Below are 17,820 nucleotides of genomic sequence, written 5' to 3' on the forward strand. Positions count from 1 at the left end.
CCGCCCGTCAGCCCGCGGTGGGCCGGTCCGTCAGCCGGGCCTTCCAGATCTCCTCGCTCGGCCAACTGCGGGCCCAGTCCGCCGTCACCTCGGGAAAGCCGCGGTGGGTGGACTGGGGGGCCTGGATCTCGATCAGGTCCTCGACGACGAAGCCGTTGTCCCGCAGCAGGCGGAGCATCTCGCCGTGCGGCAACACGAACTCGACGCGCTGGCCCCAGTCCAGCCGGCCGAGGGTGAACTGCCCGCGCAGCAGCGTGTCGGACGCCGCCCCCTCGGCCGGCACGCACATCGCGAACAGGGGCGAGTAGCGCATGAACACGAGCCGCCCGCCCGGCGCGAGAAGCCGCGCGGCCTCCGGGATCCACCGATGCGGGTCGCACCACAGCGAGGCCCCGTACTCGCTGATCACCATGTCGAAACTGCCGTCGTCACAGGGCACGTCCTCCGCCGTGCCGAGGATCAGCGGGAAGTCGATGCCGAACTCCGCCTGCATGGCCCGGGCGGTGGCGAGTTGGGCCTCGGAGACGTCGATCCCGACCGGACGGGCGCCCGCCCGGGCCAGCCACGCGCTCACGTAGGCGGTGCCGCAGCCCAGCTCGATCACCCGCTTCCCCGCGACGTCGTCGGGGATCAGCCGCACCCGCGACTCCGGGGTCGCCCACAGACCCCAACGCGGCTCCGTCACCGACCAGTGGTCCCGGGCCAGCGGCCCGTGCCAGGCGGCCGCCTGGTCATCCCAGTAACGCCGGTTCAGCTCCTGGTGATCGGCATGATCGCCCGCGTCAGTCATGGGACCATCCGACCAGGTTCCGCGAGGACCGCCAACCCATTAAATCGCCGCTCAGGGCGGAAGATCGGCTCGCCGCCGCCACTCCGCGAGGCTCATGCCCCGCCGCGTGCGTTGCGCTGCCCGCCGCCCGCGCACAGGTTCGCCCCACTCCCGGAACCGCGCCGCGAGCCAGCCGGCGGACACGCCGTACCGGCGGGCCAGGGCGGCCATCGACCGTCCCTCGCGGTACAGCGCGACGGCCTCGTCTCGCGGAACGGTGGGCATCGTCTTGCGTGGCACGGTTCGCACTCCGTTCGTTCGGGCATCATGGGCGGGCCGCGCGCGGGCCGGTATCACCGCAGGGCGCGGAGGCCGGCCGCCACGCGTCGCACCGTCGCCGTGCTGGCGTCATAGCTGTCCGCCAGCGGGTCGGGCGGGCACCGCGGCTCACAGCCGAACAGTTGGAGCACGTAACCGCGGTCCCTGACCTCGCCGAGCCGGCGGGCGTGGACACCGAGGTAGGCGCCACACCGGGCGCAGTCGATGCCAAGCAGTTGTCGCTCCGTCAGCCGCTCGGCGGTCACGGGGCGCGTTCCGGGCCGGCGCGCGCCGGGTCCGGCCGGGGGCCCGGGCAGTCGTGGGGCGCGAAGAGCGGTAACTCCGTCCAGCACCACGTGCACCACACCGACCCGACCGGCACGGCCGGCGGGGGAGGCGGCTCCCGCCGTTCCTCAGCCATGGCGGGTGGTGCCCCGCACCAGAGCCGCGCGTAGCGCGCTCGGATCGGTGAGCCCCCGGCGGGGCGGGCGCAGCCACTGTTCCGGGGGTGGCAGGGCGAGCGGCTCACCACCGCGGATGAGACGGCACCCGCCGGGCCAGCCGTCCGCCGACCCGACCGGGACGAGCCACACGATGACCGCGCCATCGCGGGCACCGAAGCAGGGACCTGACCGGCCGCCGAGGAGGACGAGCACCTGCGCGCCGAATGGAAGCGCGACGCCGACCCCGTCCCAGTCCCGCCCGGCGATCACGGTCCCGCCCCGCGGTGGCATCCAGCCCGGCAGGAGACACGCGGACGGCGGTGGGGCGGCGGGCTCGTGCATGGTCGGCTCCGGTGACGAGTCATGTGCTGACCGTCACAGCCTGCCCGGGCGGACCCCCTCCGCCGTTGCCAGCGGGGCAACACCCGGCGCGGCTACACGCCACACCACTGAGCGAACTCCCGAAGCGGATCGGCCGCTCGCTGCCGCGCCCGCAGCAACGTCCCCACCGTCTCGTGCACTCCCGGGTGATACCGCGTCTGCTGCGGCGCCACCCGCTTCGCCTCCGCCAACGACCGCAACGCCTCGGCGTCATGCGCGGTCCAAGCCTCGGCCCGAGCCCGTGACGCCCAGTACGCCCCGGCCCGTGACGCCGGATACGACTCCGGCAGCCGCACGCTGCGAGCCTGCCGTAGCGCCTCGGCGTGGTCGTCCCGGTCCGCGAGGGCCGACATCGCATGGATCACCACGTTGGCCGGCCCGAACACGAGTTGATAGTGGGGCAGTTCGCCGCTCCGCCTGGCCAGCTCGGCGGCCTCGCTCAGCCAGTCGTCCGCCGTCGAGGCATCCCCGCCACGTCGGGCGAGCATGGCCGCCCGGAGGTACAGCGCGCCTCGCACGGCTCGGGTGGCGTCCGCTCCGTCGTCCTCCAGGTCGCCGAGCGCCTGCTGGATGAGCAGGAACCCGCGGTCGTGGCGCGTCGCGTCGGCCAGGAGCTGCGAGCGGTCCCACCGCTCGATGGCGACCTGACGCGGGTCGCCGGAGTGCGGCGCGGCGGCGGCCATCCTCCCCAGCGCGTGCCGGGCGAGGTCCATGTAGCCGATCATGTGCGCGACCACGTAGACCGTGCGGCCGAGCTCCGCCTGGAGCCAGCGCGCGCGCTCCCTGTCGTGGGTTCCCTCCCGGTCGTGCACCAGCGCCGCGTGGTTGACCTCGCCGATCAGGCCGGGGAGTTGCTGGGCGACGTCGAGGTACAGCCCCTGCACGCGGGTTGCCTGAAGCCCGGCCACGGCGGTGGCCAGCGTGTCGAGGGAACGCGGCCGCGGATCGTCCGGCCCTGGGGGGATGCCCCAGTCGTCGAGGGAACTGCTGATCGGGGAGAGCAACGCGTCGAGCTGGTCCTGCTGGAGCATGTGGACGTAGGGCTGGCCGTGCAGCACGCTGACACTGACGCTGAGTGCGCGGGCGATCGCGGCGACCATCGTGGGCGAGGCGTACCGTTTCCCGTTCTCGATCCGGGAGACCTGGGAGGCGGACATGGTGGCGCGGCGGGCCAGTTCGCGTACCGAGTAGCCACGGATGCGGCGCATCTCGGTGATCCGCGTGCCGATCCCCTCTGTGACGGGCAGGCCGGTGACTGACATAGGGGCACTCCGCTGGAGATGTCCTCTGGGTGACACTTCGGACGGTACCCCCGCGCCGCGCCGGGGGAACGGTGAACGGCCGAGGGGCGGCGGCGATGAGTTTCGGCGTTGCGTCCGGTCTGACTCCTCACACGCGATCGACCGCACGCGAGGAGCGCATCATGACCACCACCTACACCTTCGACGTCTTCTCCAGCCTCGACGGCTTCGGTTCCGCGACCGGCAACTGGACCGGGTACTGGGGCAAGCAGGGGCCCGAACTGCTCGACCACCGCCTCGCCCTGTACGCCGAGGAGCAGCGGATGGTCCTCGGCGCCACCACCTACCGCGAGTTCGCGCAGATGCTGGCCGAGAGCACCGAGGGGTCCGAGGTTCGTGACCCGTGGGTCACCCGGATGCGGGAGCTGCCGACGACGGTGGTGTCGAACACGCTGCGGGGACCGCTCGACTGGCCGGACGGGACGGTGGCGGGCGGCGACGCCGTCGAGGTCGTGGCTCGGCTGAAGGAGGAGTCCCCAGTGCCGTTGCGCTCGCACGGCAGCCTGTCGTTGAACCGGGCGCTGATGGCCGCCGGGCTGGTCGACCGGGTCCAGGTGACGCTCTTCCCGGTGATCACCGGGCAGAGCGGGACCGCCCCGATCTTCCAGGACGCGGCCGACTTCGACCTCGAACTGATCGAGAGCCGGACGCTCGACGGCCGCATCCAGGAGCTGATCTACCGGCCCACCCTGCACGTCTGAGCCCTCTTGCGCCTCCCGTAGGGGGAGACGCCAGAGTGGGGGCATGGACGGCGACGCGCTCTACTCGATCGGCGAACTGGCCCGGCGGACCGGTCTGACGGTCAAGACGATCCGGTTCTACTCCGATCGCGGGATCGTGGTGCCGACGGACCGCAGCCCTGCCGGCCATCGCCGCTACGACGGCGGCGCCGTGGCGCGCCTGGAGCTGGTGCGGACCCTGCGGGCGCTGGGGCTGGACCTGTCCACGATCCGCGGGGTCGTGAACCGGGAGCTGCCGCTGCCCGAGGTCGCCGCGAGGCACGCCGAGGCCCTGGCCGGGCGGATCCGCGTCCTGCGCCTGCGGCACGCGGTGCTGACGGCGGTGGCCGAACAGGGACTCACCGCTGAGGAGACGGAACTCATGCACGAGCTGGCCCAACTTCCCGAGGACGAACGCCGACGCCTGATCGGGGACTTCCTCGACGCCGTCTTCGGAGGTCTCGGCGCGGACTCCGCGTTCGCGGGCGCCAGGCGTTCGATGACGCCCGAGCTGCCCGAGGACCCCGAGGCGGAGCAGGTCCGGGCGTGGGTGGCGTGGGCCGAACTGGCCCGGGACCGGGATTTCCGCGCCGCCGTGCGCCGGATGGCCGAGGAGCAGGTGGCCGAACAGGCGCGGGCCGACGCCGTGGGCCCGCGCCGCGGCCTCGTCGCGGTCGTCCGTGACCGGGTCGGCCCCGCCCTGGCGGAGGGCGTCGACCCGGCCTCGCGGCGGGCGGATCCGATCGTCGCGGGCCTGGCGGCCCACTACGCACGCGTCCTCGGCCGCCCCGACGACGTCGAGTCGCGCCGCCTGCTGCTGGCCCGGCTGGACAGCGTGAGCGACCCACGCCGGGACCGTCACGCCCAGCTGCTCGCGGTGATCAACGGCTGGCCCGCTCCGGAGCGGCTGGCGCCGGCGTTCGTCTGGTCCGCCCGGGCCGTGCGCGTTCGCATGGCGCCGTAGACGGGAAACGGAGCCTGTGCTGAACTGCGGGACCGAGTCCCGGTGCGACGCTGGAGGTCAACGCGATGCCTCTCGAGGGTGAGTACGCTCCGCATCCGGTGCAGTGGGTGCGCGAACAGGTCGAGGAGTACGAGAGTTCGGGCGGCACGCGGGGAACGACGCTGTGGGACACGGGCCTGCCCGTCGTCATTCTCACCACGCGCGGCGCGCGCAGCGGCAAGATCCGCAAGATCCCGCTGATGCGCGTGGAGCACGCCGGCCGGTACGCGGCCGTGGCCTCGAACGGCGGCTTCCCCCGTCACCCGCTCTGGTACCACAACCTCAGGGCCGACCCCCAGGTGGAGCTGCAGGACGGTCCCGTACGCGGGGACATGACGGCCCGCGAGATCACCGGGGACGAGAAGGCCGAATGGTGGGAGCGCGCGGTCGCCGCGTATCCGCCGTACGCGGAGTACCAGGAGAAGGCCGACCGCGTGATCCCCGTCTTCCTGCTGGAGCCCATGCCCTGAGGCGGCGCTACCGGGACCCGCCTCCCGCCCTGGCGGAGTCGACGCGCTTCGTGACGTGGTCGGCGGCCTCGTCCACGGGCAGCCGCACCGTCTCGCCGCTGCCGCGGTCGGTCAGCTCCACCACGCCGTCGGCCAGGGCGCGTCGACTGACCACCGCCCGGTACGGGATGCCGGTCAGCTCGGCGTCACGGAGCTTCACGCCCATGCGCTCGTCGCGGTCGTCCACGACGACATCGATCCCGCGGTCCAGGAGAGCGCGGCGGAGCTCCTCCCCGGTGCGGGCGACGGTCTCGTCCTTCGGCTGGGCGAGGACGACGTCGACGTGGAACGGGGCGATCTGGACCGGCCAGCGGAGGCCCTTCTCGTCGGCGTGGGTCTCCGCCGCGCACGCGAGCGCGCGTTCCACGCCGATGCCGTAGCTGCCCATGTGGAGCGCCACCCGCGCACCCGCGGAGTCGAGGACGCGGGCGTCGAGGGGCGCGCTGTACCGGGTGCCCAGCTTGAAGATGTGGCCGACCTCGATCGCGGGGTGGATCCGCAACGGGTTCCGGCAGCGCGGGCAGGGCTCGCCCTCCTCCGCGGCGCGCAGATCCGCCCACGTGGCCGGTGCGGTGTCCCGGCCGATGTCGCGGTCGACGTCGACGCCGGTGAGGTGGACGCCGTCCCTGTTGGCGCCCGTCACCATGTTGACCCGGCCGCGCAGGGCGTGGTCCGCGACGACCGGCAGTTCGACACCCACCGCCCCCAGGCTTCCCGGCAGCGCGCCGAGGGCTCCCGCGATCTCCCCGGGCTCGGCGGGACGAACGGAGGCGGCCTTCAGGGTGTCCTTCAGCTTCTGCTCGACCAGCTTGTGGTCTCCGCGCAGCAGCACCAGCGTCAACGCGTCGTCGATCACGTAGACCAGGGTCTTGATCTGCCGGTTGGCGGCGATCCCGTAGCGGGCCGCCAGATCCTCGATGGTCCGGACGCCCGGCGTGTCGAACTCCTCGGTGGCCGCGGGCTCGTCGTCACCGGTCACGGGCTGGAGGAACGAGGTCGCCTGTTCCCGGTTCGCGGCGTAGCCGCAGGTCCCGCAGGTGACGACGTCGTCCTCGCCGGCGGGGGAGGGGCACATGAACTCCACCGAACCGCTGCCGCCCATGGCCCCGCTCGAGGCCTCCACCCCGAGCGCCGGGATGCCGAGCCGGGCGAAGATCCGCTCGTACGCTCCCCGGTGCAGCTCGAAGGCCGCGTCCATGCCCCGGGAGTCGATGTCGAAGCTGTACGAGTCCTTCATGGTGAACTCGCGCACCCGCAGCAGACCCGACTTCGGGCGGGGCTCGTCGCGGAACTTCGTCTGGAACTGGAACCAGATCTGGGGAAGGTGGCGATAGGACGTCAGCTCACCGGCCAGGAGGGTGAAGATCTCCTCATGGGTGACCCCGAGGACCAGGGGGGCGCCCTTTCTGTCCACCAGCCGGAACATCTCGTCGCCCATGACGGCGGAACGGCCGGTGCGGTCCCAGATCTCCCGCGGATGCATTGCCGGCAGCAGCAACTCCTGCGCGCCGATGGCGTTCATCTCCGCCCGGACGATCTCGATGATCCTGGCCCGGACCCGGATCGCGAGCGGAAGCAGCGAATAGTGCCCGGCCATCAGCTGTCGGACGTATCCCGCGCGCAGGAGAAGCCGGTGGCTGACGGCCTCCACACCGGCGGGATCCTCGCGCAGGGTCGGGACGTGCATCCGTGACCAGTACATCGGGTCCTTCCGGCGGTGTGGACGACACGACAGGTCTATCCACCGGGGCCGGACGGTGTCCAGCGAGATTCCCCGGACGCGTCACGCGTCGGCGCTCCGGCGTGGCCGGGGCCACCGGACGGCGAAAGGGAAGGCGAACAGGGAAGGCGAACAGGGAAGGCGAACAGGGAAGGCGAACAGGGAAGGCGAAAAAGGGGAAAGGCAGGGAGAGCTCTCCCTGCCACTCTCAACGTATAGCGCACCGGGGGGCTTGCGGCAAGACCCCGGTCACCGCGCAGAATCGTCGGCCGATGCCACAACCTGCGGAAACGGGGCGCGATGACTGAGCGGTACGTTTTGGATCTCCGAGAGGTCGACCAGACACAGGGTGCGGTCGTCGGCGGCAAGGGGGCGCATCTGGGTGGGCTGTCGCGGATCGAGGGCGTCCGCGTGCCGGGTGGCTTCTGCGTGACGACCGACGCCTTCCGGCGGATCATGGCGGCGGCGCCGTCGCTCGACGCCCCGCTCGATCGGCTGGCGCGCCTGACTCGCCGTGCTGGAGAGGGGGACGACCGGGAGGCGGCCCGCGCGCTGAGCGCGGAGATCCGTCGGACCATCGAGGAGACCGTCATCCCGGACGATCTCGCGGCGGCGATCACCGGCGCGCTCGCGCGGTTCGGCGAGCAGGCCGCCTACGCCGTCCGCTCCAGCGCGACGGCGGAGGATCTGCCGACGGCCTCCTTCGCCGGCCAGCAGGACACGTACCTGAACGTCGTGGGGCCGGCGGCGATCCTCCGGCACGTCAGCCGGTGCTGGGCCTCGCTGTTCACCGAGCGGGCCGTGACCTACCGCCAGCGGAACGGCATCGACCACCGTACGGTCCGCATGGCCGTGGTCGTGCAGCGGATGGTGCTCCCGGAGGCGGCCGGCGTCCTATTCACGGCCGATCCCGTCACGGGCAACCGTAGGGTCGCCACCGTGGACGCCGGCTTCGGCCTCGGCGAGGCGTTGGTCTCCGGCCTGGTGAACCCGGACGTCTTCACGGTGCGCGACGGCGAGGTCGTCGGCAGGGCGATCGCCGCCAAACAGCGTGCCGTGCTCGCCCTGCCGGCCGGGGGCACGCGGGAGGTGGCGATCGACGCGGACCGGCAGGAGCGGCCGGCGCTGACGGACGCGCAGGTGCTGCGGCTGGTGCGGCTCGGGCGGCGGATCGAGGCGCGTTTCGGCCGGCCGCAGGACATCGAATGGTGCCTGGTCGACGACGACGTCCACATCGTGCAGAGCCGGCCGATCACGACGCTCTTCCCCGTCCCCGAGACCGGCGACCGGGAGAACCACGTCTACGTCTCCGTCGGGCATCAGCAGATGATGACCGACCCCATACGGCCCCTGGGGCTCTCCGTGTGGCAGCTGACGGCCATGGCGCCGATGCACGAGGCCGGCGGGAGGCTGTGGGTCGACGTCACCCGGCGCCTGGCCTCGCCCACGAGCCGCGCCGGCCTCCTGACCGTCATCGGGAGAGGCGATCCGATGACCAGGGACGCCCTGGAGACCGTCCTCGACCGCGACGGCTTCGTCCCGTCGCTCCCGGACGAGGGTCCCGGCGCCCCGCCGGTCGGTGGCGCGTCCGCCCCGATCGAGACGGATCCGGCCATCGTCACGGAGCTGATCGAGCGCAGCCGGGCGTCCGTCGCCGCACTGGAGCGCGAGATCCGGACCAGGACCGGACCGGCGCTGTTCGACTTCCTGCTGGAGGCGTTCGAGGAGCACAAGCGGGTCCTCGGTGATCCGCTGAGCCTGCGGGCGATCATGGCGGGGATGGAGGCCACGTGGTGGCTCAACGACAACCTGCGGGAGTGGCTGGGCGAGAAGAACGCGGCCGACACGCTCACGCTCTCCGCCCCCGACAACGTCACGTCCGAGATGGGGCTGGCGCTGCTCGACGTCGCGGACGTGATCCGCCCACGGCCGGAGGTGGTGGCGTTCCTGCGGGGCGTCGAGGACGACGACTTCCTGGACGAGCTGCCGAAGCTCCCGGGCGGGACCGAGGCGCGCGACGCCATCGAGGCCTACCTCGACCGGTACGGCATGCGCTGCGTCGGCGAGATCGACATCACCCGGCCACGGTGGCGCGAGCGCCCCAGCACGCTCGTGCCGGTGATCCTCGACAACGTCAGGAACGCCGAACCCGGCGCCGCCGAACGCCGGTTCGAGGAGGGGCGGCGGAAGGCGCGGGAGAAGGAGCGGGACGTGCTGTCCCGCCTGCGGGCCCTGCCGGACGGGGACCGGAAGGCCGACGAGACCAGGCGGATGATCGACCGGGTCAGAACCTTCATCGGGTACCGGGAGTACCCGAAGTACGCCATCATCAGCCGCTACTTCGTCTACAAGCGGGCCCTGCTCGCGGAGGCCGAACGGCTCGTGCGGGCCGGCGTGCTGCGTGAGCGGGAGGACGTCTTCTACCTCACGTTCCAGGAACTGCACGACGTCGTGCGCTCGAACCGGGTGGACGACGAGCTGATCCGGCGGCGCGGGGACGCGTTCCGGTCGTACCACGCGCTCACCCCGCCCCGGGTGCTCACCTCGGACGGGGAGGCCGTCACCGGGGCGTACCGGCGCGACGACGCGCCGGCCGGCGCCCTGATCGGCCTCCCCGTCTCCGCCGGGACCGTCGAGGGCAGGGCCCGGGTCGTCCTCGACCTGGCGGAGGCCGATCTCGAGGCGGGCGACATCCTGGTCACGACCTTCACGGACCCCAGCTGGTCGCCCCTGTTCGTCGGGGTCGCGGGCCTGGTGACGGAGGTGGGCGGCCTGATGACCCACGGCGCGGTGATCGCCCGGGAGTACGGTCTGCCGGCCGTCGTGGGCGTGGAGCGGGCCACCCGGCTGATCCGGGACGGGCAGCGGATCCGCGTGCACGGAACGGACGGGTACGTCGAGATCCTGCCCTGACCGACCGCACCGGGAAGCACCGGCCGCAAGCCGACCAGGGAAGTGCCTCAGCCGCCAGCCCGTACGGGACCCAGGACCCTCCGCCCGTCCTGTTGTCCCGTCGTCCTGTCGTCGCGTTCGGAGGCACTTCCCCCGTTCTCGACCAGCTGCCGGGCAGCGCCGGGCAGCGCCCTGCAGCGCCGGACGCGCGGGGCGCGACGGGCTAGAGCCGGCCGCCGTCGGTGGCGTCGTACCGCTTCACCTCCACGTGCTTGGGCCTGTCGACCTTCGGGCCCCTGGCCTGCCTCCGCCATCTCTTCAGCGCCTCGGCGTCGCGCCACACCTCGATCATGTTGACCCGTTCGGGATCCACGGAATCGGCGGTGATGGCCACGTGGACGCATCCGTCGACGCCGCGGGCCTGGGTGACGAGATCGCGGAAGGCGGCGACGAAGGTGTCCCGCCGCTCGGCGTCCACGAGCTCGTGGCCGGCGATGATGATCATGTCTGTCCTCCGTATCGGCTCTGGTCAGGCCTTCACGTATCCGCGCGCCTCGACGATCCGGCCGTCGCGGACGCGGATGAGGTTCACGCCGCGGACGCGGTCGTTCTCGCCGTTGCCCCATCGCAGGGCCCACGGCGCGACCGCGAGGTCCCCGAGGATCTCGGCCTCCTCCGTCGTGAACTCCAGAGAGTGGTTCCCGGCGAGCTCGGACCAGCGCGCCAGACAGGCCGGACCTCCCTCGCGGCGCAGTCCGTCCGGGGCCGGGTTGGTGTCCTCGATGACGCAGTCGTCCGCGATGACGTCGACCAGGAGCGTCGGATCGTGGAGACGGAACGCGGCGTTGTAGCGGTCCAGGACCTCGTGGATGGTGCGGGATGTCGTCATGGCTGTGCTCCCGAGCAGGTAGATAGACCGGTTGGTCTACTGACCATATAGAACGGTTGATCTACCGTCAACGGCCTGCCATGCTGTCGTCGTGGCTACGAACTCGTCCGTGCGCGGTGGTCCGCGCGACCGTCTGCTGGAGGCCGCCAAGCGGCTCACCTACAGCCAGGGCCCGGGGATCGGGGTCGACGCGCTGCTCAGGGAGGCCCAGGTCGCGCGGCGGTCCCTCTACGAGCACTTCGGCGGCAAGGACGGGCTCCTGCTCGAGGTGATCCGGCAGGCCGCGACCGAGGACGAGGAGTGGATCCGCAGCACCCTCGACGCGGGCGGCGACGACCCGCGCGGGCGGCTGCTCGGGCTCTTCGACGAGCTGGACCGGGTGGTGACCCGGCCCGGCTTCCGCGGCTGCCGCTACCTCGGCGCGGATCTGGGATTCGCGGCCGCCGACCATCCCATCCACCGGGAGACGACCGCCTACCGCCAGCGGGTGCGCGCGGTGCTCGAGAACGAACTGGTCGACCTGGGCCATCCCTCGCCGCAGCACGCCGCGGAACAGCTGCAACTGCTGATCGAGGGCGTCCTCGCGACCGGCGCGGCCGCGACCGTCGCCCATCCGGGACGGGTGGCCCGAGCACTGGCCGACACGGTGCTCGCCCAGGCCGCCTGACCGCCGGTCAGGATCGTGCCGCCGGGCCGCCGTCCTCCACATCGAACCCGTCGGGTGACGTCCCGGATCACATCAGCCGGTGGTGCACCCAGACGCACGGTTCGCAGTAGACGGCGTGGTCGTGCTCGACGTCGCAGTGCACCGGGACCAGGGCGCCCGGCACCTCCACGGGGCCCGTGGCGTCGAAGGGCAGCCCGGTCCACGCGCGCCACTCCGCGAGGGTGCCGGCGATGGTCATGGCCCGGACCGCCGTCCCGGCGATCCGGCCGCCGGCTCGGGCGTGGACCCGCAACCACGGGTCGACCGGCAGCCCGTCGTCCCTCCGCAGGTTCGCGTAGTCGACGATCGACACGCCTGGGTGGCGGTGCTTGGCGTTCGGTCGGACCGGCGCGACCAGGCTGGTGTGGCCCCGGTCGGCGGCGTTGCGGCGCATCTCGGCGAGCATGACCGACGACAGGCCCGTGCCCCGGAGATCCGGCCGCACGGAGATCTCCAGCGCGGACACCAGCGTGCCCCGGCGGCCGGCGAGCCGGTCCCGCGTCGCGGTGAGGATGACCTCGTCCCACCCACCGGCCGGCAGCGACTCGTCCGGGTCGCGGTCCCAGGTGAACGGCACGCTGTAGCCCTTGGCGACCAGCCGGTCCGGACGGTTCCGGTCGATCCCGATCAGCACGTACCCGGGGAACGCCTCCTCGAGGTCGTCGAAGTACAGCGGAGCGACCGGATCCTCGTTCATGAACGACGGCCAGTCGTGGAAGTCGCCCAACAGCGGTACCAGGTCCGGTCGTTGCTCCGCGGTGGTCACCAGGAGGTCCATCCGCCGCACGCTATCGGTCGGTCACGCGGCGCGCACGGGGATTTCCGCCGGGGCGGTCGGGCCGACGCGCGGCGTAGGCTGTCTCGTCCCGGGTGGACAGGAGGCTGAGGTGGCCGGGACGACGCTGACCGAGGTGATGGCCGAGCTGGCCGCGCTCGAGGATCCGAAGGCACGCGCGGTGAACGAGAGGCACGGCGACGATCACGGCGTGAACCTCGGCAGGCTGCGCGCGCTCGCGAAGCGGCTGAGGACGCAGCAGGACCTCGCGCACCAGCTCTGGGAGACACGGGACACCGCGGCGAGGCTGCTGGCGCTGCTGGTCTGCCGGCCGAAGGCGTTCGGGCGCGACGAGTTGGACGGCATGCTCCGCGACGCGCGCACCCCCAAGGTGCACGACTGGCTCGTCAACTACGTGGTGAGGAAGAACCCGCACGCCGAGGAGCTGCGCCTGGCCTGGTCCGCCGATCCGGATCCGGTGGTCGCGAGTGCCGGCTGGGCGCTGACCACCGAACGCGTGGCGAAGAAGCCCGAGGGCCTCGACCTCGGGGGACTGCTCGACGTCATCGAGGCGGAGCTGAAGGACGCACCGGAGCGCCTGCAGTGGGCGATGAACCACTGCCTGGCCCAGATCGGGATCGAGCACCCCGAGCATCGCGCCCGCGCCATCGACATCGGTGAACGCCTGCAGGTGCTCAGGGACTACCCGACCTCGCCAGGCTGCACGTCTCCGTTCGCGCCCACCTGGATCGCCGAGATCGTGCGCCGCCGGCACGACGCGACGGTGGCCTGACGGGCAGGGCCGTAACGGTCACGCGAACGACGGCCACCGGTCGGTTGCCCACTCGCGCCAGCTCGGCCAGCCGGGAGGCGGTCCAGCCACCTCACGCACTCCGAGTTCCGCGTCGTCGGGCTCGTCGAACAGCGTCCTCCAACGCAGGACGTCGGCCTCGCTGATCGGGAAGGTCTGATCGGGCGTGGTCGCCTCGCGATGGGCGATCCGAGCGAGTTGGGTCTCCTGGTCCACCGGCACGTACACGAGGCGACAGGACGCGCCCGCATCCGCCGCCAACCAGCGGATCGCGGACCGCTCGTCGCGGGACCAGCACCCGTAGTCCAGCACCACGTTGGTGCCAAGACGCAGCGCCTCCAGGGCAAGCCAGAGGAGCCGGCCTTCCAGCACGTCGCGCCTTCCGTCCGCCTCCACCAACTCGCCGAACAGCGGAATCATCCACTCGTCAGGCGTCAGCCGCAGCGCGTTGTGTTCCTTGGCGAGCTGCCTGGCCCTCGTCGTCTTTCCGGCCCCTGGCAGGCCGACCATCAGGAGCAACGTGGTCACACCCCGATCATGTCAGGGGAGCCGAGCGGCTGTGCTGTCCCGGACGTGGCGCGTGCGGGAGTCCCTCGACGGTGTCCGGCGGCGGTGCGTCCACGCCACCGGAACACGTGGGAAGCCGAGCCTCCGGGTGCCGAACTGCGGGTGCCGCGGGTCGCCCGTGGCGGGCTCACACGTCTGTATCGTCCACGCGGTGCGCTGAATCGTCTCGATTCCCGTTTCTAGACTTCCCCGCTGTACCCGGCCGTTGGGCGGGCCCCGCGCCCAGACTCATACGCAGACGCTGGCCGCGGCCGAGGCACGGCACCCGGGAGCCGCCCCGCCTCGCGCCGCCCACCCTCGGCCGTCGCCTCGCGGTCACGACTCCACGTCGTCTCCGCCGGGCGGTGTTCCTTCCCCCCACCACCGCTCCCGGTCAGGAGAACTGAGTTCGATGGCACGAGTACGCCCTTCCCTGCGGACACGCCGCTGGTACGCCGCGCTGGCGGCGTCGTTGATCGGCGCGATGGCGGCCTGGTTGCTGAGCGCCGGCGGCACCGCCGGCGCCGCCGACCCGGCCGGCGCGGACGCCCCGCTGCTGGCCGACGCGCTGTACGTGGCGCCGGACGGCACCGACGGCGCGGCCGGAACGGAGGCGGAGCCGACGACGCTGGACTCGGCGCTCACCCGTGTCGAGTCCGGCGGCGCGATCTACCTGCGCGGCGGGACGTACGACCTGTCGGAGACGGTCGTCGTCGAGGGCGCCGACGGCACCGCGGACGCCCGAACCACCCTGTCCGCCTACCCGGGCGAGACCCCGGTCCTGAACTTCTCGGCCCAGGCCGAGGACCCGGCCAACCGCGGACTGGCCCTGGTCGCCTCGTACTGGCACGTCTACGGCATCGTCGTCGAGCACGCCGGCGACAACGGCATCCTCGTGGCCGGCAACAACAACGTCGTCGAGCGCACGGTCACGCGCTTCAACCGCGACACCGGGCTCCAGCTCTCGCGGTGGATCGCCGACTCCCCCGAGGACCAGTGGCCGTCGAACAACCTCATCCTGAGCGCGGAGTCGCACGACAACGTCGACTCCGACGGTGAGGACGCCGACGGCTTCGCCCCCAAGCTGACCGTCGGCCCCGGGAACGTCTTCCGCTACACCGTGTCCCACAACAACATCGACGACGGCTACGACCTCTACACGAAGTCGGACACCGGCCCCATCGGTGCGGTGACCATCGAGGACTCCCTGGCCTACGACAACGGCACGCTCTCCGACGGCTCCCAGGCCGGGAACGGCGACCGCAACGGCTACAAGCTCGGCGGCGACGACATCGCGGTCGACCACACCATCACCGGCAGCATCGCCTACCACAACGGCAAGCACGGGCTCACCTACAACAGCAACCCCGGCTCGCTGACCGTGTCGGACAACATCAGCATCGGCAACGCCGAGCGCAACTTCAACTTCGACGACGGCTCCTCGACCTTCTCCGGCAACGTCTCCTGCGACAGCGGCGACGACGACCGGATCATCGGCGACGACGACGGCTCCAACCAGTTCTGGACCGAGGACGAGGGGAACGGGCCCGCGTGCGCGGACCACGCCGGCGCGCTGGACTGGTCCTTCGCCGAGGACGGCAGCCTCGTCGTGACCTTCGGCGGCCAGCCGCTGATGCCGTGACCGGCCCCGCCGTCCGGCGGTGACACGCGCATGAGCGGAGGGCTGCCGGTGCCCAGGCACCGGCAGCCCTCCGGCATCCCACCGCCTCGGCGGCTCAGAAGTTGTTCGTCGCCATGGCGGACGTGTAGTAGCGGTTCAGGGCCTCGGGGTCGGTCGGCAGACCGTCCGGGATCCGGCCCTCGACGAGCCCGCCGTGGTTCGGGTTGTCGGGGTCGTCCATCAGGTACTCGGCCCGGACGCCGATCGCGAAGGTGCGCGAGCAGTCGGAGTTGACGACGACCGGGATCGGGGCGTCGAAGGCCTGGTGGATCTTGGTGTGGTTGAGCTGTCCGGCCCCGGCCACGCGCGTGGTCAGCTCGTCCACGTGGGTCTGGGCGCCGTCGCAGGGTCCCGTGCCGCCGTCGTTGGACAGCTGGGTGACGCTCAGCTCGGTGCCCACGACGAAGTCGCCGAACCCGGCCGTCGTGTCCGTGCAGTCCTTGTACTCCCTGGCGCAGATGGACGCCTCAACGCCGGCGTACACGTCGATGCTCCGCGCGTCGGCGTCGGCCTGGAACTCGTCCCTGAGCACGTACGTCGCGGTCCCGCACACCGGGTCCTGGGCCTCCGGGTCGTTGCACAGGTAGCGATCGGCGTCCTGCACCCACTCCCTCCCGCCGTCCTCGACGCCGGACACCGACAGCTTGGTGTTCTGGTGCGGGACGATGGTCATCGAGCCCGACGTGCCCTTGCTGGTCTGGCCCCAGCCGCGCACCTCGCAGTCGTACGTGCCGTCGCGGTCCGGCTCGAACAGCCACCTGACCGCGATCGCCTCCGGTTCGTTCGCCGGGTCGCCGTGGTTGCGGGTGCTGTACGCCGAGCGTCGCGCGGCCTGTTCCTGCGGCGTGCCCACGTCGCCGTCGGTCGGCACGCACCGGACGTCGGTCCCCATCAGCATGTTCTGCGAGACGGTGGCGACGATGCCGCCGAGGAAGCGGTGCGGCCGGCCCGCGCAGAGTTGGAGGTCCTCCAGCACGGCGATGGTGTGCTTCTCGGGCGCCGTCGAGGGGTCGCGGACCGGGAAGCCGCCGGTCACCACCGTGGTGCTGAGCTGCGGACCGGTCGGCTCGCAGGCCGCCGTGGCCTCGGCCTCGGCCCAGGGCGCGTTGCCCTTCGCCTCGACCGCGCCGAACGCGCAGACCACGAACACGACAACGCTGAAAAGCGCCAGACTCATACGTCTCGACACGATGTGATGTCCCCCGTCGTCCCCGTTGAGGCCGTCCCCAACGACCTTGTGCACACGTCTAGCAGACGCTCCGTGAACCTGACAAGACGGCGCGCGGACAACGCGGCGCGGCGCGCCAGGCGGAGCGGGTGCCTCCGCCGAACGCGCCGCGCCATGCCGGTCGTTCGTCTTCCGGACGGGTGCCGGACGGGTGCCGTGGTCCGGCTACCGGCCGACGTAGCGGATCGCGGGCCGCGCCGGCCGCTCCATGCCGTCACCCAGGAAGTAGCTGGTGTGCGGCGGCTGGTTGTACGCCACGTTCTGCCACGCCACGCCCAGCCGGTACACCGGGTCGTGCATCAGCGTCGGCAGCCGCAGCTCGGTCTCCGCGGTGGTCGTGAAGATCCGCAGCGCCTCGTCGTCGGTGGTGGGCAGGACCAACTCCTCACGCCAGTCGCCGTACAGGTCGGCCTGGAGCGTCGGGTTGCCCTTCGTGCCGTTGTTGCTGTAGACGTCCTCGGGCTCCAGCACGCGCTCCTGCTGACCGGTCTCCCAGTCCCACTTCGCGACGTACGGGGAGCCGCCCCGCGGGTACACCTCCTCGTCGAACTCGTGGTCGAAGATCTCCCGCAGCGGGTCGCCGTCCCACCAGACCATGAAGTTCGCCGGCGGGATCGACGGGCCGACCAGCGTGCCGTCCGCCGCGCGCAGTTCGCCCTCCCGGGAGTCCCACTCGCCGGTCGTCGTCACCGCCCACGACTCCGCGCCCGGCTGGGTGGGGTCGATGTCGCCTGCCGCGCCCCGGCCGATGTCGGTCGACGCGGGCATCGACCACAGCACCTCGCCGGTGTCCGCGTCGCGGAACGTCGCGCCCCGGTTGCCCGAGGCCGTCATGCTCTCGTGCACCGCGAAGACCTCGAGGCCCGGGCGTGACGGGTCCAGATCGCTCAGGTGCATGGCGTCGCCGTGCCCCAGCCCGGTGTTGTAGAGGACCGTGCCGTCGGCGTCCACGTCCGCCACCGACAGGTTGTGGTTGCCCTGGCCCTCGTACTCCTCGCCCTGCTTCGTCCGAGTCGAACGCCCAGCGCTGCCGGGTGGGCTGTCAAGGGAGCCCGCCCGACGAGAGCGCTTGCCCGCGACGGAGACCCCACCCGGCCCGCCCTTCCTCGAACGGGCCGGTGGACGTCTC

General features: G+C 72.0%; 19 protein-coding genes. 7 read left to right on the forward strand and 12 right to left on the reverse strand.

All coding sequences use genetic code 11. From position 1 onward, the window contains the following. Positions 1-7: 7 nt before the first annotated feature. The 5 genes from ABGB06_RS33565 to ABGB06_RS33585 all read right to left on the reverse strand — a co-directional run bounded on the left by ABGB06_RS33565 (position 8) and on the right by ABGB06_RS33585 (position 3,173). Positions 8-790 carry a class I SAM-dependent methyltransferase gene (locus ABGB06_RS33565; RefSeq protein WP_347597238.1) on the reverse strand — a complete coding sequence of 261 codons (783 nt, stop codon included), beginning with the start codon at positions 788-790 and terminating at the stop codon, positions 8-10. A 51-nt stretch (positions 791-841) separates the two neighbouring features. After that, the gene (locus ABGB06_RS33570) at positions 842-1,069 is read right to left on the reverse strand and encodes a hypothetical protein (protein ID WP_347597241.1); all 228 of its coding nucleotides are present in this window, start codon (positions 1,067-1,069) and stop codon (positions 842-844) included. 53 nt (positions 1,070-1,122) lie between these two features. Then, positions 1,123-1,353, reverse strand: a complete 231-nt coding sequence (locus ABGB06_RS33575; protein WP_347597244.1) for a hypothetical protein — start codon at positions 1,351-1,353, stop codon at positions 1,123-1,125. 147 nt (positions 1,354-1,500) lie between these two features. After that, positions 1,501-1,872 carry a hypothetical protein gene (locus ABGB06_RS33580; protein ID WP_347597247.1) on the reverse strand — a complete coding sequence of 124 codons (372 nt, stop codon included), beginning with the start codon at positions 1,870-1,872 and terminating at the stop codon, positions 1,501-1,503. Between the two features lie 92 nt (positions 1,873-1,964). Beyond that, a complete protein-coding gene (locus tag ABGB06_RS33585) occupies positions 1,965-3,173 on the reverse strand; it encodes a helix-turn-helix transcriptional regulator (protein WP_347597249.1) in 1,209 nt (402 codons plus the stop codon). A gap of 161 nt (positions 3,174-3,334) precedes the next feature. On the opposite strand from ABGB06_RS33585, the gene ABGB06_RS33590 reads away from it, so the two are divergent. The 3 genes from ABGB06_RS33590 to ABGB06_RS33600 all read left to right on the forward strand — a co-directional run bounded on the left by ABGB06_RS33590 (position 3,335) and on the right by ABGB06_RS33600 (position 5,404). Next, entirely contained in the window at positions 3,335-3,913 is a 579-nt protein-coding gene (locus ABGB06_RS33590) for a dihydrofolate reductase family protein (protein WP_347597252.1), read from the forward strand. A 43-nt stretch (positions 3,914-3,956) separates the two neighbouring features. Then, positions 3,957-4,895 (forward strand): MerR family transcriptional regulator, encoded by a 939-nt coding sequence (locus ABGB06_RS33595; protein WP_347597254.1) that lies wholly within the window; start codon positions 3,957-3,959, stop codon positions 4,893-4,895. A 65-nt stretch (positions 4,896-4,960) separates the two neighbouring features. Next, positions 4,961-5,404, forward strand: coding sequence for a nitroreductase family deazaflavin-dependent oxidoreductase (locus ABGB06_RS33600; protein ID WP_347597256.1), 444 nt, complete (start codon positions 4,961-4,963; stop codon positions 5,402-5,404). A gap of 7 nt (positions 5,405-5,411) precedes the next feature. Here ABGB06_RS33600 and ABGB06_RS33605 read toward each other — a convergent pair whose 3' ends face one another. Further along, positions 5,412-7,145, reverse strand: a complete 1,734-nt coding sequence (locus ABGB06_RS33605; RefSeq protein ID WP_347597259.1) for a proline--tRNA ligase — start codon at positions 7,143-7,145, stop codon at positions 5,412-5,414. Positions 7,146-7,463: 318 nt separating this feature from the next. Between ABGB06_RS33605 and rph the strand changes: the two genes are divergently transcribed. Further along, positions 7,464-10,076: a rifamycin-inactivating phosphotransferase gene (rph, locus tag ABGB06_RS33610; RefSeq protein ID WP_347597262.1), complete on the forward strand. Its 2,613-nt coding sequence runs from the start codon at positions 7,464-7,466 to the stop codon at positions 10,074-10,076. A 202-nt stretch (positions 10,077-10,278) separates the two neighbouring features. Here rph and ABGB06_RS33615 read toward each other — a convergent pair whose 3' ends face one another. Both ABGB06_RS33615 and ABGB06_RS33620 read right to left on the reverse strand, forming a co-directional pair. After that, positions 10,279-10,560: an antibiotic biosynthesis monooxygenase family protein gene (locus ABGB06_RS33615; RefSeq protein ID WP_347597265.1), complete on the reverse strand. Its 282-nt coding sequence runs from the start codon at positions 10,558-10,560 to the stop codon at positions 10,279-10,281. 24 nt (positions 10,561-10,584) lie between these two features. Next, positions 10,585-10,944 (reverse strand): nuclear transport factor 2 family protein, encoded by a 360-nt coding sequence (locus ABGB06_RS33620; protein WP_347597268.1) that lies wholly within the window; start codon positions 10,942-10,944, stop codon positions 10,585-10,587. 91 nt (positions 10,945-11,035) lie between these two features. On the opposite strand from ABGB06_RS33620, the gene ABGB06_RS33625 reads away from it, so the two are divergent. Then, positions 11,036-11,611 carry a TetR/AcrR family transcriptional regulator gene (locus ABGB06_RS33625; protein ID WP_347597271.1) on the forward strand — a complete coding sequence of 192 codons (576 nt, stop codon included), beginning with the start codon at positions 11,036-11,038 and terminating at the stop codon, positions 11,609-11,611. A 67-nt stretch (positions 11,612-11,678) separates the two neighbouring features. Here ABGB06_RS33625 and ABGB06_RS33630 read toward each other — a convergent pair whose 3' ends face one another. Further along, a complete protein-coding gene (locus ABGB06_RS33630; RefSeq protein ID WP_347597274.1) occupies positions 11,679-12,428 on the reverse strand; it encodes an N-acetyltransferase in 750 nt (249 codons plus the stop codon). A 136-nt stretch (positions 12,429-12,564) separates the two neighbouring features. Here ABGB06_RS33630 and ABGB06_RS33635 point away from each other — a divergent pair, with 136 nt between their 5' ends. Continuing rightward, positions 12,565-13,218 carry a DNA alkylation repair protein gene (locus tag ABGB06_RS33635; protein WP_347597349.1) on the forward strand — a complete coding sequence of 218 codons (654 nt, stop codon included), beginning with the start codon at positions 12,565-12,567 and terminating at the stop codon, positions 13,216-13,218. 18 nt (positions 13,219-13,236) lie between these two features. Here ABGB06_RS33635 and ABGB06_RS33640 read toward each other — a convergent pair whose 3' ends face one another. Then, positions 13,237-13,764, reverse strand: a complete 528-nt coding sequence (locus tag ABGB06_RS33640) for an ATP-binding protein (protein ID WP_347597277.1) — start codon at positions 13,762-13,764, stop codon at positions 13,237-13,239. Positions 13,765-14,194: 430 nt separating this feature from the next. On the opposite strand from ABGB06_RS33640, the gene ABGB06_RS33645 reads away from it, so the two are divergent. Then, complete coding sequence (locus ABGB06_RS33645) at positions 14,195-15,424, forward strand: right-handed parallel beta-helix repeat-containing protein (protein ID WP_347597280.1); 1,230 nt, start codon at positions 14,195-14,197, stop codon at positions 15,422-15,424. Between the two features lie 94 nt (positions 15,425-15,518). On the opposite strand, the gene ABGB06_RS33650 is transcribed toward ABGB06_RS33645, so the two are convergent. Together ABGB06_RS33650 and ABGB06_RS33655 are read right to left on the reverse strand one after the other, a co-directional pair. Beyond that, the gene (locus tag ABGB06_RS33650; RefSeq protein ID WP_347597283.1) at positions 15,519-16,640 is read right to left on the reverse strand and encodes a hypothetical protein; all 1,122 of its coding nucleotides are present in this window, start codon (positions 16,638-16,640) and stop codon (positions 15,519-15,521) included. Between the two features lie 216 nt (positions 16,641-16,856). Then, complete coding sequence (locus ABGB06_RS33655) at positions 16,857-17,651, reverse strand: hypothetical protein (protein ID WP_347597286.1); 795 nt, start codon at positions 17,649-17,651, stop codon at positions 16,857-16,859. Positions 17,652-17,820: the final 169 nt, after the last annotated feature.

Source organism: Streptomyces sp. B6B3, from assembly GCF_039871525.1.
GTDB lineage: Bacteria > Actinomycetota > Actinomycetes > Streptomycetales > Streptomycetaceae > Streptomyces.